Source organism: Lelliottia sp. RWM.1 (genome assembly GCF_016859735.1).
Classification (GTDB): Bacteria; Pseudomonadota; Gammaproteobacteria; order Enterobacterales; family Enterobacteriaceae; genus Enterobacter.
Window position 1 is genome coordinate 1 of the sequence record NZ_WLVC01000031.1, and the last position, 15170, is coordinate 15170.

Annotated in this window: 17 protein-coding genes, 1 tRNA gene and 1 pseudogene; 12 read left to right on the top strand and 7 right to left on the bottom strand. The window is 51.8% G+C overall.

Translation table 11 applies throughout. The features are described 5' to 3' along the window. Window positions 1-211 precede the first annotated feature (211 nt). From GF617_RS18815 to rraB, 5 genes are all read right to left on the bottom strand, one after another. On the bottom strand, window positions 212-1474 hold the full coding sequence (locus tag GF617_RS18815) for an integrase arm-type DNA-binding domain-containing protein (RefSeq protein ID WP_203452248.1): 1263 nt from the start codon (window positions 1472-1474) through the stop codon (window positions 212-214). A 186-nt stretch (window positions 1475-1660) separates the two neighbouring features. Continuing rightward, a tRNA-Leu gene (locus GF617_RS18820) sits at window positions 1661-1745 on the bottom strand. A gap of 105 nt (window positions 1746-1850) precedes the next feature. Continuing rightward, window positions 1851-2582, bottom strand: a complete 732-nt coding sequence (locus GF617_RS18825; protein WP_181622044.1) for a topoisomerase II — start codon at window positions 2580-2582, stop codon at window positions 1851-1853. A gap of 29 nt (window positions 2583-2611) precedes the next feature. Then, on the bottom strand, window positions 2612-3370 hold the full coding sequence (gene miaE, locus GF617_RS18830; RefSeq protein ID WP_203452249.1) for a tRNA isopentenyl-2-thiomethyl-A-37 hydroxylase MiaE: 759 nt from the start codon (window positions 3368-3370) through the stop codon (window positions 2612-2614). 44 nt (window positions 3371-3414) lie between these two features. Continuing rightward, window positions 3415-3834, bottom strand: a complete 420-nt coding sequence (gene rraB, locus GF617_RS18835; RefSeq protein ID WP_203452250.1) for a ribonuclease E inhibitor RraB — start codon at window positions 3832-3834, stop codon at window positions 3415-3417. Between the two features lie 99 nt (window positions 3835-3933). On the opposite strand from rraB, the gene GF617_RS27550 reads away from it, so the two are divergent. Next, window positions 3934-4029: a hypothetical protein gene (locus tag GF617_RS27550; protein ID WP_239006544.1), complete on the top strand. Its 96-nt coding sequence runs from the start codon at window positions 3934-3936 to the stop codon at window positions 4027-4029. Then, on the top strand, window positions 3999-5003 hold the full coding sequence (gene argF, locus GF617_RS18840; RefSeq protein ID WP_203452251.1) for an ornithine carbamoyltransferase: 1005 nt from the start codon (window positions 3999-4001) through the stop codon (window positions 5001-5003). The genes GF617_RS27550 and argF (GF617_RS18840) overlap by 31 nt, the downstream gene beginning before the upstream one ends. Before the next feature lie 84 nt (window positions 5004-5087). Here the strand turns inward: argF (GF617_RS18840) and GF617_RS18845 are convergent, their stop codons facing one another. Further along, window positions 5088-5540 carry a YhcH/YjgK/YiaL family protein gene (locus GF617_RS18845; RefSeq protein ID WP_181622040.1) on the bottom strand — a complete coding sequence of 151 codons (453 nt, stop codon included), beginning with the start codon at window positions 5538-5540 and terminating at the stop codon, window positions 5088-5090. Window positions 5541-6213: 673 nt separating this feature from the next. Here GF617_RS18845 and arcA point away from each other — a divergent pair. The 5 genes from arcA to GF617_RS18870 all read left to right on the top strand — a co-directional run bounded on the left by arcA (window position 6214) and on the right by GF617_RS18870 (window position 11466). Beyond that, a complete protein-coding gene (gene arcA / locus GF617_RS18850) occupies window positions 6214-7434 on the top strand; it encodes an arginine deiminase (RefSeq protein WP_203452252.1) in 1221 nt (406 codons plus the stop codon). A gap of 10 nt (window positions 7435-7444) precedes the next feature. Further along, a complete protein-coding gene (gene arcC / locus GF617_RS18855; RefSeq protein ID WP_203452253.1) occupies window positions 7445-8356 on the top strand; it encodes a carbamate kinase in 912 nt (303 codons plus the stop codon). Window positions 8357-8445: 89 nt separating this feature from the next. Beyond that, complete coding sequence (argF, locus tag GF617_RS18860; protein ID WP_181622037.1) at window positions 8446-9450, top strand: ornithine carbamoyltransferase; 1005 nt, start codon at window positions 8446-8448, stop codon at window positions 9448-9450. Between the two features lie 47 nt (window positions 9451-9497). After that, entirely contained in the window at window positions 9498-10901 is a 1404-nt protein-coding gene (locus tag GF617_RS18865; RefSeq protein ID WP_203452254.1) for a YfcC family protein, read from the top strand. A gap of 85 nt (window positions 10902-10986) precedes the next feature. Next, window positions 10987-11466 (top strand): arginine repressor, encoded by a 480-nt coding sequence (locus GF617_RS18870; RefSeq protein ID WP_181622035.1) that lies wholly within the window; start codon window positions 10987-10989, stop codon window positions 11464-11466. A gap of 3 nt (window positions 11467-11469) precedes the next feature. Here the strand turns inward: GF617_RS18870 and GF617_RS18875 are convergent. Beyond that, window positions 11470-11587, bottom strand: a pseudogene (locus GF617_RS18875) (hypothetical protein). On the opposite strand from GF617_RS18875, the gene GF617_RS18880 reads away from it, so the two are divergent. From GF617_RS18880 to gbpA, 5 genes are all read left to right on the top strand, one after another. Continuing rightward, window positions 11567-11671, top strand: a complete 105-nt coding sequence (locus tag GF617_RS18880; protein WP_203452255.1) for a pyrBI operon leader peptide — start codon at window positions 11567-11569, stop codon at window positions 11669-11671. The pseudogene GF617_RS18875 and the gene GF617_RS18880 sit on opposite strands and share 21 nt — an antisense overlap. Before the next feature lie 34 nt (window positions 11672-11705). Next, window positions 11706-12638, top strand: coding sequence for an aspartate carbamoyltransferase (gene pyrB, locus GF617_RS18885; RefSeq protein WP_181622033.1), 933 nt, complete (start codon window positions 11706-11708; stop codon window positions 12636-12638). A 12-nt stretch (window positions 12639-12650) separates the two neighbouring features. Then, the gene (gene pyrI / locus GF617_RS18890) at window positions 12651-13112 is read left to right on the top strand and encodes an aspartate carbamoyltransferase regulatory subunit (protein ID WP_203452256.1); all 462 of its coding nucleotides are present in this window, start codon (window positions 12651-12653) and stop codon (window positions 13110-13112) included. Window positions 13113-13185: 73 nt separating this feature from the next. Further along, entirely contained in the window at window positions 13186-13572 is a 387-nt protein-coding gene (ridA, locus tag GF617_RS18895) for a 2-iminobutanoate/2-iminopropanoate deaminase (protein ID WP_008501391.1), read from the top strand. 138 nt (window positions 13573-13710) lie between these two features. Then, entirely contained in the window at window positions 13711-15162 is a 1452-nt protein-coding gene (gbpA, locus tag GF617_RS18900) for an N-acetylglucosamine-binding protein GbpA (protein ID WP_203452257.1), read from the top strand. Window positions 15163-15170: the final 8 nt, after the last annotated feature.

The following is a 15170-nucleotide window of genomic DNA, read 5'->3' on the forward strand; positions in this document are numbered from 1 at the left end:
CATATGCCACCAACTGAATACGAAAAACAATATTATCAGCGGCTCGGAAGTGTCTAGATTATCTGTGGCGATTCATTACCAGCAATTTCAACATTGTATATTTTCCTATCCATCCACGAAACACATCCAGAGCTGGCGGATCAAATCCATCCATAAACCAGCTTCCAAAGTGAATCTGGTTGGTTAGTTGTATATTAATTAAACATATACACTAAATATTACCCCTATTGATCTTCGCATAGTCAAACGGCGTAATCCCACTTTCCCGATTCGCATCAAGAAAATCAGCCCACCACTGCAGCATTAGTCGTCTCTCATCAAGATGCTCAGCCTTATGAATGTAAGCAGCACGTACTGAGTTACGTTCCATATGGCTCATTTGCCGTTCCACGGCATCCCTCGACCACAATCCAGACTCAATCAATGAACTACAGGCCATTGTTCTGAAACCATGCCCACAAACCTCTACCTTCGTGTCATAACCCATAACGCGCAGCGCCTTGTTCACCGTGTTCTCACTCATCGGTTTGCGATGGTCGTGATCGCCAATGAAAACAAAATCGCGATCGCCACTAAGTTTGTGTACCTGTTTAAGGATTGCTAACGCCTGACGAGATAACGGCACCAAATGAGGCGTACGCATTTTTGAGCCACGCTGGGAGTGCTTCACCCCTTCAATAGCTTCTCGCTCTGCTGGGATCGTCCACATTGATGTTTCAAAATCGATCTCAGACCAACGAGCAAAACGTAGTTCACTTGAACGAATAAATACAAGGAGGGTTAGCTCAACGGCAAGGCGAGTCAGCGGCCTACCGGTATAGCTGCCTATGCGCTGAAGTAGCTCGGGAGTCCGTTTCAACTCAAGGGCTGGGCGATGCTGCCGGTTACCTGAAGCAACGGCACCGACCATCTCCTGCGCGGGATTGTAGTCGAGCAAACCGCTCTGTACCGCATAACGCATTATTGCCGTGGTTCGCTGTTGCAGACGGGAAGCCACTTCAAGTCGTCCAGAAAGCTCTACGGCTTTTATAGGAGCTAACAAATCCCGCGTTTTTAGCTCGGCAATGTTGCGTTTTCCAATGGCAGGAAAGAGGTTGTCCTCCAGACTTTTCAGTACTCGTCGGCTATGTTCTTCCGACCACTTTTTATTTGTGGCATGCCACTCAATAGCGAGCTGCTCAAAAGTACGCGCTTCTTCCAGCTCAACCTTATCATTTTTCTTTTTATCTCCCGGATCGATGCTGTTTGCCAAAAGCTTACGAGCTTCATCACGGCGGGCTCTGGCATCTGCAAGAGATACGTCAGGGTAAACCCCTAAAGCCAGCATCTTTTGCTTTCCGCCAAAGCGGTACTGCAGACGCCAGTATCTTGAACCATTTGGATGGACGAGAAGATGCATACCGTTGCCATCGGTCAGCTTATATTGCTTATCCATTGGCTTGGCTGTTCTGACTTTGATATCTGTTAACGCCATGCTTATCCCCTCCCTGTTGGTACAAGCATTATCGAACCGGAAATACCATCATCTATACCAACATCTGTTGGTAGATGTACGTTGAAGTCGGTTGACCTTGAGAGAGTTACTATAGCGGGAAAGATAGGTAAATACTGGATTTCAGGCACAAAAAAAGACGTCCGTTGACGTCTATTGATGTTCCGATGGTGCCGAAGGCCGGACTCGAACCGGCACGTATTTCTACGGTTGATTTTGAATCAACTGCGTCTACCGATTTCGCCACTTCGGCACTGAAGGGGATGCGGAAACGTTGTGGATTATACCTGTCGCGCGCCGCCTTGCAAGCGGCGACACGCTAAACCTGTGCTAAGTGTCGAAAAAACAAGCGCACAGCCTAATCCAGCTCCGAAACCGCCAGCCGGATCACCCCGGCGGCCTGCTTCTCAGGCAGCTTCAACACCTTCGCCCACATCTCCTGTACCATGTCGCACGAAAGCTTCTCTTTGCCTACCGCCTGCTCCGGCATCTGCAACAGCTGAATGTCCTCGCCATACTTGTCAGCCAGTTCCTTCATAATCGGGCGCACATCTGCCACTGCGGCTTCACGCTCTTCCGGGGTAACGGTGTGGCGATCTTTACCGTAGGCTGCGCGCATCATGTCAGCATCAGCCTGCATACGGCGTTGCGTCATCGGTTTATCAAGCACACGCATCGGGTTCACACCGCCTTTCACCGCCGGGTAAAGAAAGCGAAAACAGGCATCGTCGCTCACCTTCTGGATGGCGGCGGTCTGTTCCATATTCGCCTTCATATACTCCACCACATTGGCATCTGGCGCGTTTTGCAGACGTGACATCTGTAGATTGAGGATCTGCGGCTGGATCACATCAATAATGTGTTGTTCAGGCTCGCCCGCTTTTTGCATGGTGAGGATCTGCTCGCGGATGCGTTGCTGTAGCGCGGGCTCCTGCTCTTTAAGCACTTGCCAGGCAGGCATCGCGTTGAGGGTGGTATCAAGCTGCTGTTCAGGATTTTGCTGCTGCCGCTGTTTATCGAAATAGACCCAGAAGGCCACAGCGGCGGCAATAACAGCGACAACGACAATACGTGTCCAGGTTTTTCTCATGGTATCTCGCATCCTTTTGATGTGCCGGTTTACACCGGCACGCCGCTATGGAAGCGAAACTCGTTATCCGGTGTCGAGATAAGTGTGGCTTCAATTTCACCAAAAAGCTGTATGCGGGAAGAGATATCCTTATCACTCACCTGCTGAGCAAGTATCAGATAGTCCTGATAATGCCGCGCTTCAGAGCGTAGCAGCGAGAGATAAAACGTCTGCAATTCATCGTCCAGGAACGGGGCCAGCGCGGCGAAGCGCTCACAGGAACGGGCTTCGATGTATGCGCCGCAAATCAGCTTGTCGATCAGTGTCAGCTGTTCGTGAGTACGCACTTCTTTGAGCATCCCTTTGGCGTAGCGGCTGGCGGTGATTTTGACGTACGGAATATTACGCGTCAGCATCGCCTCACGCACCTGCCAGAAGTGGTGCAGTTCTTCTTTTATCAGCAGCACCATACTGTCGATAAGCGCCTGGCCCCAGGGGTCGTTCGTTTTGGGCATCACGCTTTTGCCAATTTTCCTGTGCAAGGCAACAAAATCCGGTTCCGGCCCTTCGCGGAAAGTGAATGCTTCGTAAGGTTTGAGCCAGTCGAGAAGCGCGTTTGCCCCCGTCTCATCGGCAACATATTTACGTACCAGAAGCAGTGCCGTCTGCGCAGCTTTAAGCTCACATACCATATGGTCGGTAAGCAACAGCGGCAAGTTGGCCGGGTCTCGGGCTTTATCAATCCATGCTTGCGGGGTCGGGCACTGGAGGAACGAGAGGACAGGAGAGAGTATCTGCGGGTAATCCATTTTTGACCTTTTAATGCGGCAGCCGAAGCTGCCGCAGATAACACTTAGTGGCGCACGCCATCGTCGTCTTCATCGACGAAATCGTCTTCGTCGTCGCCATCTTCACCGTTTGGATCTTCGAAGTAGGTTCCCCAGCCGTCGTATTCCACGTCAAATTTCTCAGCCAGGTTCATCAGTTGTTCAACCTGGGCGTCAATCAGCTCTGCTTTCAGCGCGCCTTCGCTCAGGATGTCACAACAGATGACGGTATCACCCTCTTCAACTTCCAGCTCTTCCGGCTCGGTCACTTCGTAACCCAGTTTGAAGGCTTCTACCGCCATTTTTTCCAGTGCTTCGAAATCGTCGGCGGAGAAATGGTGCTCGATGGTGTACAACGCGTCCGGATCGCTACCGTCTTCCAGCAGCTCCTCAATAATCAGACGCGTCTCTTCGCGTTGCTCTTCCAGTAATTCCGGGTTTGCCATGGCTCATTCCTCTTTAAAGTGCGGCAGATACTTCTATTTTCACACACGGACGTGTTTGCCTCCACCTTTGTAAGAAAGATTTGTTAAACAGGGTTGCAAATGAATATTCATACATATAAAGTGAATTTTAATTCAATAAGTGGCGTTCGCCATGTGGGGATAACATGTCTGATCTGTATAAGAAACACTTTCTGAAATTGCTCGATTTTACGCCTGCACAGTTCACCTCTTTGCTGACACTTGCCGCACAGCTCAAAGCTGATAAAAAAAATAGCAAGGAAGTACAAAAGCTTACCGGTAAAAACATCGCGCTCATCTTCGAAAAAGACTCAACCCGCACACGATGCTCTTTCGAAGTTGCCGCATATGACCAGGGCGCTCGCGTTACCTATCTCGGGCCGAGCGGCAGCCAGATTGGGCATAAAGAGTCAATTAAAGATACTGCGCGCGTGCTTGGGCGGATGTACGACGGTATTCAGTACCGTGGTCACGGCCAGGAAGTGGTTGAAACGCTGGCTGAATATGCAGGCGTCCCGGTATGGAATGGGCTGACTAACGAGTTCCACCCCACGCAGTTGCTGGCCGATTTGCTCACCATGCAAGAGCACCTGCCGGGCAAGGCGTTTAATGAGATGACGCTGGTCTACGCTGGCGATGCGCGTAATAACATGGGTAACTCGATGCTGGAAGCCGCAGCACTGACCGGGCTGGACCTGCGTCTGGTTGCGCCAAAAGCCTGTTGGCCGGAAGAGAGTCTGGTCGCAGAGTGCAGCGCATTAGCCGTGAAAAACGGCGGCAAAATCACCCTGACCGAAGATGTGGCAGCCGGTGTGAAAGGCGCTGATTTCATTTATACCGACGTATGGGTATCGATGGGCGAGCCAAAAGAGAAATGGGCGGAGCGTATTGCGCTGTTACGCGGTTACCAGGTGAATAGCCAGATGATGGCGCTGACCGGCAACACGAACGTGAAGTTCCTGCACTGCCTGCCTGCGTTCCACGACGACCAGACCACGCTCGGCAAGCAGATGGCGAAAGAGTACGCTCTGCATGGCGGGATGGAGGTCACAGACGAAGTCTTTGAATCTGCTGCCAGCATTGTGTTCGACCAGGCAGAAAACCGCATGCACACCATTAAAGCGGTGATGGTCGCGACGCTTGGGGAGTAATTCTCCTCACTTTAGCCCTCTCCCCACAGGGGAGAGGTATTGCTCCAAACGCTCTTTTCTTCCCCCGCACTTTGGGGAAAGGGATCACCCCACCAGCATCTTCACAACGACTTTACGAACTTTTGCCGGCGTCCCTACCGCACACAGCGGCTTATGCACTTCTCCCGGATAAAACACCACAAAATCCCCTTCGCTCAACACCACGGTTTTTTCCAGCTCGCCTTCCGGCAAGAACGCGATGTCTTTATCCGCCAGCCAGTCTGTGTCTGGCGTACCGTGAGGCAGCGTGCTGAAGGTCATCCCTTCCTGACCTTGCATGATGATCTGGATATCAAGGTAGCGAGCATGGTACTCCGCACGACGTTCAGCAAATGGCTGAGTCATGTCTTCTGACACCAGATAAAACAGACGGTTACCATCGATATCATGTTTACCGAGCGACGTCTCGTCAGTGACATGCGCTTTAACATGCTCAATCGCCTGTTGTAACGCTTCCGGCAGCCAGGACTGCAAATGGTGAATATTGCCAACAATCATGATTCAACCCTTAATATAAAACATTGTTTCAATTTCATCTTTTATACGGAAATTTCAACTGCCATACCACCACTTTTTCAAAGAGATTTGCGCAAGCGCATGTTTATCGGGAAACATGTTAATTCGCTGTTAACCGCTAACAGGCAATTATGCAGTGGTTATGCATAACGTAAGATTGCGTGCGTTGCACACAAGCACTAACCAATTGATTAGTAAAACCAAATAACATTACTCGCTACCACTTCACACTTTGTCATTTTGATAATTTGCGCTATAAACCAATAATTATTTATTGATTTTCCTTAAGTCGAAAATAGTTAATTGTTATTTATGCATAGCCATTCCACAAATTAAAAATAAACCTTTAAAATCAAACCAATAGCTATTTATTTCAAAATATTAAAATACACAAAATAATAACAAACACAAATAACGAAAAAGATTTCTGCTTAGCTATTCATCCCACAATTAGACCAAATTAATCATTATCTGATACGAATCATGCAACTGAAAACAAACCTTTAAATATCCAGTTCCGCGTGAGCATCATCACAATATGAAATATCTAACCGCCTACTATGAGCCGTGAAATCAATTGAGCCTGGTCGCCATGCAAATAAACATCCCGCATGGCTCAGCCCTTTTTATTCTGAAAAAAGTTAAAGGGATAATTATGGAAAAGCATTACGTCGGTTCTGAAATTGGTCAATTGCGTAGCGTTATGCTGCACCGTCCAAATTTAAGTTTGAAACGTTTAACGCCATCGAATTGTCAGGAGTTGTTATTCGATGATGTGTTATCGGTTGAACGTGCGGGCGAAGAGCATGATATATTCGCAAACACGCTGCGTGAGCAGGGTGTGGATGTCCTGCTGTTGACCGACCTGATCACCCAAACACTTGATATTACAGATGCTAAAGCCTGGTTGCTGGATACCCAAATCTCTGATTATCGCCTCGGTCCTACATTTGCTAATGACGTTCGTGGCTGGCTGGCGGATATGCCGCACCGGGAACTGGCACGTCGGTTAAGCGGCGGATTAACGTATGGCGAAATCCCTGCATTTATTAAAAATATGGTTGTCGATACCCACACGGCGAATGATTTTATTATGAAGCCGCTGCCAAACCATTTATTTACTCGTGATACCTCATGCTGGATCTATAACGGCGTGTCAATTAACCCAATGGCAAAACCTGCTCGCCAGCGTGAAACAAATAACCTGCGCGCTATATACCGCTGGCATCCTGCCTTTGCCGATGGTGATTTTATTAAATACTTTGGTGACGAGAACATTAATTACGATCACGCCACTCTGGAAGGCGGCGATGTATTAGTCATTGGCCGTGGCGCGGTATTAATTGGATTATCCGAACGCACCACTCCACAAGGCGTGGAATTTCTCGCCAACAGCCTGTTCAAACACCGCCAGGCCGAGCGTGTGATTGCCGTTGAACTGCCAAAACACCGCTCCTGTATGCACCTCGATACCGTTATGACCCACATCGATGTGGATACCTTCTCCGTCTACCCGGAAGTGGTTCGCAAAGATGCCCAGTGCTGGACGCTTACCCCAGACGGACGCGGTGGCCTGCAACGCACGCAAGAAACGGACCTGCTACACGCCATCGAAAAAGCGCTGGGGATCACGCAGGTACGCCTGATCACCACCGGCGGCGATGCCTTTGAAGCAGAACGCGAACAGTGGAACGACGCCAACAACGTACTGACCATTCGCCCCGGCGTGGTAATTGGCTACGAGCGCAACATCTGGACCAACGAGAAGTACGACAAAGCCGGCATCACCGTACTGCCTATTCCTGGCGATGAACTGGGACGTGGCCGCGGCGGCGCACGCTGCATGAGTTGCCCACTGGAACGCGACGGAATTTAAAGGAGTCATCATGGAAAGAAAACCCACTCTGGTCGTGGCACTCGGCGGTAATGCCTTGCTCAAACGCGGCGAACCACTGGAAGCCGATATCCAGCGTCAGAATATTGATTTAGCCGCGCGCACCATTGCCGGGCTTACGGCGCAGTGGCGCGTGGTACTGGTTCACGGCAATGGGCCGCAGGTTGGTTTGCTGGCACTGCAAAACAGCGCGTATGACAAAGTGGCGCCATACCCGCTCGATATTCTTGGGGCGGAAAGCCAGGGGATGATTGGCTACATGCTCCAGCAATCGCTGAAAAACAACCTTCCACAGCGCGATGTGAGCGTCCTGCTCACGCAGGTAGAAGTGGATGGCAATGATCCGGCTTTCCGTAACCCGACCAAGTACATCGGACCGGTCTACAGCCAGGAACAGGCCAACACGCTACAAGCGGAAAAAGGCTGGGTATTCAAGGCTGACGGCAGCTACTTCCGCCGCGTCGTTCCCTCACCGCAGCCTAAACGCATTGTAGAGAGTGATGCCATCACCGCGCTTATCCAGCGCGATCACCTCGTGATCTGCAACGGCGGCGGCGGTGTACCGGTTGTGGAAAACGCCAACGGTTATCACGGCATCGAGGCGGTGATCGACAAAGATCTCTCCGCCGCCCTGCTGGCACGCCAGATAGAAGCCGACGCGCTGCTGATCCTGACCGATGCCGATGCGGTGTACCTCGACTGGGGCAAACCCACTCAGCGCCCACTGGCGCAGGTTACGCCTGAACTGCTTAAAGAGATGCAATTCGACGCCGGCTCGATGGGGCCGAAAGTCGCCGCCTGCCGTGAATTTGTTGAAACCTGTAACGGCATCGCCGGGATCGGTGCACTGGCCGATGGCGCGGAGATCCTCGCCGGTGAGAAAGGCACGCTGATTCGCCGCTAAGCAGCATTTTCCCCTCTTCCTGACCCACTCCCCAGAGAGAGGGCTGGGGTGAGGGCATCAGACAGCTAAAATTAAAAAAGGATTTACACATGACTATCAACCTGAAAAACCGCAACTTTCTCAAACTGCTGGACTACACCCCAACAGAGATCCAATACCTGATCGACCTCGCCATCGAGCTGAAAGCCGCCAAAAAAGCCGGACGTGAAAAACAAACGCTGGTCGGTAAAAACATCGCCCTGATTTTTGAAAAAACCTCTACCCGCACCCGCTGTGCCTTTGAAGTTGGCGCATTTGACCAGGGCGCACAGGTCACTTACCTCGGCCCTAGTGGTTCACAGATTGGCCATAAAGAGTCGATGAAAGACACCGCCCGCGTACTGGGCCGCATGTATGACGGCATTGAGTACCGCGGTTATGGGCAGGAGATCGTCGAAGAGCTGGGTGAATTTGCCGGTGTTCCGGTGTGGAATGGACTGACCAACGAATTCCATCCCACACAAATCCTCGCAGACCTGATGACCATGCTGGAACACGCCCCAGGCAAAACCCTGCCTGAGCTGAGCTTTGCCTACCTGGGCGATGCGCGGAACAACATGGGCAACTCCCTGATGGTCGGCGCAGCCAAGATGGGCATGGATATCCGCCTGGTTGCACCGAAATCCTTCTGGCCGGAAGCTGCGCTGGTTGAACAGTGCCGCGCCATCGCCAAAGAAACCGGCGCACGCATCACCCTCACCGATGATGTGGAAGAAGGTGTTCACGGAACAGACTTCCTCTACACCGACGTCTGGGTATCAATGGGCGAACCAAAAGAAGCCTGGGCTGAACGCGTCAGTCTGATGAAACCGTACCAAATCAACGCTGACGTGATGAAAGCCACGGGCAACCCGAACGTGAAATTCATGCACTGCCTGCCAGCCTTCCACAACGAACACACCAAAGTGGGTCGCGAAATCGAAATGGCCTACGGCCTGAAAGGGCTGGAAGTGACGGAAGAGGTCTTTGAATCACCAAACTCTATCGTCTTTGACGAAGCAGAAAACCGCATGCACACCATTAAAGCGGTCATGGTGGCGACACTCGGCGATTAATCACCGCCCGGCGTACCACGGGGTGCGCCGGGATTCAGGAGAACATCATGGGCAAGTTCAAGTTTCCCTCCGCTTACACCATTCTCTTTTTTCTGATTGCCGTGGTGGCAGCTCTGAGCTGGGTTGTTCCGGCCGGGCAATACCAAATGGCAATGAATGAAACCCTCGGTAAAGAGGTTCCGATTGCCGGGACTTACGCACACGTAGCCGCACATCCGCAGGGCATTATCTCAGTTCTCATGGCCCCCATCGCCGGGCTGTACGATCCAGTGTCAGGCCAGGCAGGTGCGATCGACGTAGCGCTGTTCATTCTGATCATCGGGGGATTTCTCGGGATCGTCACCAAAACCGGGGCGATTGACGCCGGGATCGAGCGCGTCACCACCCGGCTTCGCGGACGTGAAGAGTGGATGATCCCGATCCTGATGGCGCTATTTGCCGCTGGCGGTACGATTTACGGCATGGCGGAGGAGTCACTGCCGTTCTACACGCTGCTCGTGCCGGTCATGCTCGCCGCACGTTTTGACCCGGTTGTTGCAGCTTCTACCGTTCTGCTGGGTGCTGGGATCGGCACGCTGGGGTCAACCATTAATCCGTTTGCAACCGTGATTGCCGCAAACGCGGCGGGGATCCCCTTCACCAATGGGATCGCTCTGCGCGTGGCACTGCTGGTGATAGGCTGGATCATCTGCGTGGCATGGGTGATGCGTTACGCCCGTAAAGTCCGCAACGATCCGTCGCTGTCGATCGTGGCAGACAAACAGGAAGAAAATTACGCCCACTTCCTCGGTAACAAAGGCGAACAGTCGCTGGAATTTACCCCGGTGCGCAAAGTCATTCTGGTGATTTTCGCCCTGGCCTTCGCGGTCATGATTTACGGGGTTGCGGTACTGGGATGGTGGATGGCGGAGATCTCGGCGGTATTTCTTGCCAGTGCCATCATTGTCGGCCTGATCGCCCGAATGAGCGAAGAAGAACTGACCTCGACATTTATCAACGGTGCACGGGATTTGCTGGGCGTCGCGCTGATTATCGGTATCGCGCGCGGTATCGTAGTCATCATGGATAAGGGCATGATTACCCACACCATTTTGCATAGCGCTGAAGGGCTGGTGAGCGGGCTGTCCACGGTGGCGTTTATCAACGTGATGTACTGGCTGGAAGTCGTATTGTCATTTCTTGTGCCTTCTTCATCCGGACTGGCCGTTCTGACGATGCCGATCATGGCTCCGCTCGCCGATTTCGCTAACGTCAATCGCGACCTTGTTGTGACCGCGTACCAGTCTGCATCCGGTATCGTTAACCTGGTGACGCCAACGTCTGCTGTTGTCATGGGCGGGCTGGCTATCGCTCGCGTTCCTTACGTGCGTTATCTGAAGTGGGTTGCGCCGCTGCTGGGTATTCTGACCGTGGTCATTATGGCGGCCCTTAGCCTGGGTGCGCTTCTCTAAATTTGCCGGATGGCGCTGTGCTGTTCCGGCCTACGGTCCGGTGCAGTGCCACCGGACATTTTGGCAACTTACATGGGATTTATATATGACGGACTATGGTGATTACTCTCCAAAAGAGCAGCTACAGCTGGCAGTGTGTCAGCGTCTGATTACTGAAAAGAGTTATCTCTCCCAGGAAGAAATACGCCGCGACTTGCAGGATCACGGTTTCGACAGCATTAGTCAGTCCACCGTCTCACGTCTGCTCAAGTTGCTCGGTGTCATAAAAATACGAAATGCCAAAGGCCTAAAGATTTATTCGCTGAATCCTCAACTCCGCCCCGCCCCCGATGCTGCGCGTTCCATATCCGAAATGGTGGTCAGTGTTGAACACAATAGCGAGTTTATCCTTATTCATACCGTTGCTGGATATGGCCGTGCAGTGGCGCGCATTCTGGATTATCACCAGTTACCGGAAATATTAGGAGTGGTTGCCGGAAGCAGTATTGTCTGGGTCGCCCCTCGTGTGGTGAAGCGCACTGCCCTGGTGCATAAACAAATTAATTATTTACTCAGAACGAATTAATATTCACAAAGAACCGTTTGCATTGAGTAAAGCGTGCATTAAATCGCTTGATAAGAAAAGCGAGCTGCGTATAATGCCCGACAATTTGCCGGGAGGAAGCATGGTCAAGCGTGTACGACATACTGTCTTACCGCGTCTGAAATCAGACGCTGGCCTGCCGTTTTTCTTCCCGTTGATAACCCTATTCCCAGAGCCCCTCATTTGAGGGGCTTTTTTTTGCCCGGCGTCAGGAGATAAACATGAATCCGCTTTATCAAAAACATATCATTTCCATAAACGACCTCAGCCGCGACGAGCTGGAACTGGTTCTGGAAACCGCGGCAAAACTGAAAGCGAACCCGCAACCGGAATTGCTGAAGCATAAGGTGATTGCGAGCTGTTTCTTCGAAGCCTCTACCCGCACGCGCCTGTCATTTGAAACCTCCATGCACCGCCTCGGGGCAAGCGTGGTGGGTTTCTCTGACAGCAGTAATACATCGCTGGGGAAAAAAGGTGAAACGCTGGCGGATACGATTTCGGTGATCAGCACCTATGTCGATGCAATTGTGATGCGCCACCCGCAGGAAGGCGCGGCACGTCTGGCAACCGAGTTTTCAGGCGGTATTCCGGTTCTGAACGCCGGAGATGGCGCGAACCAACACCCGACGCAAACCCTGCTGGATCTGTTTACCATTCAGGAAACCCAGGGACGCCTGGAAAACCTGAACATCGCCATGGTCGGCGACCTGAAATACGGTCGTACAGTTCACTCGCTGGCGCAGGCACTGGCGAAATTTAATGGCAACCGTTTCTACTTCATCGCACCGGTTGCACTCGCGATGCCGCAGTACATCCTCGACATGCTTGATGAAAAAGAGATGACGTGGAGCCAGCACGCCAGCATCGAAGAGGTGATGGGCGAGGTGGATGTTCTGTACATGACGCGTGTACAAAAAGAGCGTCTGGACCCGTCGGAATACGCCAACGTGAAAGCGCAGTTTGTCCTGCGCGCCAGCGACCTCGAGGGCGCACGTAGCAATATGAAAGTGCTGCACCCGCTGCCACGCATCGACGAGATCGCCACCGACGTGGATAAGACGCCGCACGCCTGGTATTTCCAGCAGGCCGGAAACGGTATCTTCGCTCGCCAGGCGTTACTGGCACTGGTTCTGAATCGCGAATTAGCACTGTAAGGGGAAACGACAATGACACACGATAACAAACTTCAGGTCGAGGCCATCAAACGTGGCACTGTGATTGACCACATCCCTGCGCAGGTAGGCTTCAAGCTGCTGACGCTGTTTAAACTGACGGAAACCGACCAGCGCATCACCATCGGTCTGAACCTGCCCTCCGGTGAAATGGGCCGCAAAGACCTGATCAAAATCGAAAATACGTTCCTGACTGACGAGCAGGTTAACCAGCTGTCACTGTACGCACCACATGCCACGGTTAACCGTATCGACGAGTACGAAGTGGTGGGCAAATCCCGTCCGAGCCTGCCTGAACGCATCGACAGCGTGCTGGTTTGCCCAAACAGTAATTGCATCAGTCATGCTGAGCCGGTTTCATCCAGTTTTGCAGTGAAAAAACGCGAAGATGACATTGCACTCAAATGCAAATACTGTGAAAAAGAGTTTTCTCATTATGTGGTGCTGGCCAACTAATTGAGGTTGGTAATGAAATCCCGGCTGTTATAATGGCCGGGAACATTCTTAACGCTGTTATTCTGGAGAAAACATGAGCAAAGTACTCGCGACGGAAAATGCACCAGCCGCTATTGGTCCATACGTTCAGGGCGTTGATCTGGGCAGCATGATCATCACCTCTGGCCAGATCCCGGTGAACCCGAAGACCGGTGCTGTTCCGGAAGATGTAGCCGCACAGGCGCGTCAGTCGCTGGAAAACGTCCAGGCCATCGTGGAATCTGCGGGTCTGAAAGTCGGCGATATCGTGAAAACCACCGTATTCGTAAAAGATTTGAACGATTTCGCGACCGTTAACGCCACCTATGAAGCCTTCTTCACCGAGCACAACGCCACCTTCCCGGCCCGTTCTTGTGTGGAAGTGGCTCGCCTGCCTAAAGACGTGAAAATTGAAATCGAAGCGATTGCCGTTCGTCGCTAAGATATTTCCACTCAGTGGAATGAAAGGCAGCTTAGGCTGCCTTTTTTTTTGGTTATTTTTCCTCACGGCTTAAAATGACGCCCCTCTGCGTCCATTAATACACTGCCTGCGCAGTATCCCTCTTTTAATGGACTCGCCATGAAACTTTCAAAAATCGCGTTTGCGGTGGCAACAATGACGGTTGCCACATCTGTATTTGCCCATGGGTATATCGAATCCCCCGCCAGCCGTGCATACATGTGCAAGCTCGGCCAAAATATCGATTGCGGTTCTGTTCAGTACGAACCGCAAAGTGTAGAGAAATCCTCCGGCTTCCCGGCGGGTGCGATGCCACCTGACGGTCAGCTTGCCAGTGCAGGGATTGCCAACTATTCCCAGTTAGACAAACAGAGCCTGAATGCCTGGACTAAAAACCCGATGACGGCAGGCCCACATAACTTTGTCTGGCGTCATACTGCGCCACATAAAACCGCTAACTGGCGTTTTTATATCACAAAGCAAAACTGGGACCCGAATAAGCCTCTCAGCCGAAACCAGTTTGAATTAACCCCATTCTGTACCATCAATGGTAATGGACAAGCGCCGTCAATGACCCAATCCATGACGTGCAATGTGCCAGAACGTACCGGTTACCAGGTGATATACGGCGTATGGGAAATTGCGGATACCGCAAACAGCTTCTATCAGGCGATTGACGTTGATTTCGGTCAGGGAAGTCATGTGACACCCGATGAATCGCCTGCGGCCGTTTCCGAATGGCGTAAATCCCTGAGCGGACAAATCTCGGGGAATAACCTGAATGCAGGCGATAAAGTGATCGCCCGCTTCTTTGACGCTAACGGTGAAGTTGCCGCCCTGCGCACAGAGATGACCATCGCCTCTGCCGAACAGGGCGATGCGAATCAGTGGTCCTATGATCTGGCGCAGAAAGTGAATACCGCACAAAGCGAGGTGCGGGTAGGCGTGAAAGATGAAAGTGGGGACGTTAACCCGGTGCATGGCGCAAACAGCGTGTTCGTGAAAGACGGGAGCGCGCTCAGATCCGTTGCAATTTCGTATGAAGAGCAGCAGGCCGTTGTGAATGAGAGCATCGCCATCTCTAACGTGCAATACAGCAAAATTGTGGGTGGTAACTCAACCGTGAAATTCCACATCAACACTCGCGGCAACGTGAATGTTGAAGCACATGTGATGAACCATATGGGAGCGGAAAAAGGCTATCTGAAGCAAGATATGAACAATGCCAACCAGGACGTCACTCTGACCCTGACGGGGGTAACAGCTGGCCACCATATGCTGAAGTACTTCGCCACCAATAAAGACGGCACGCTGTTTGCCCAGGACGTCATTAATCTGATGCTGGAAGACAATGCCCCGGCAGGAAATACCCCGAAATATGATTACACCTTCCCCGAAAACCTTGCGTCTTACAAAGCGGGAACCGTCGTGCTGCAGCCTAAAAATGGTAAGACCTACCAGTGCAGGCTGATGCCATACAGCGGATATTGTGTGCAGTGGAAAGCCTATTCAAATCAGTTTGAACCTGGCGTAGGAGCACACTGGAAAGAGGCGTGGGTGTTGAAAAACTGAGTCGCCTG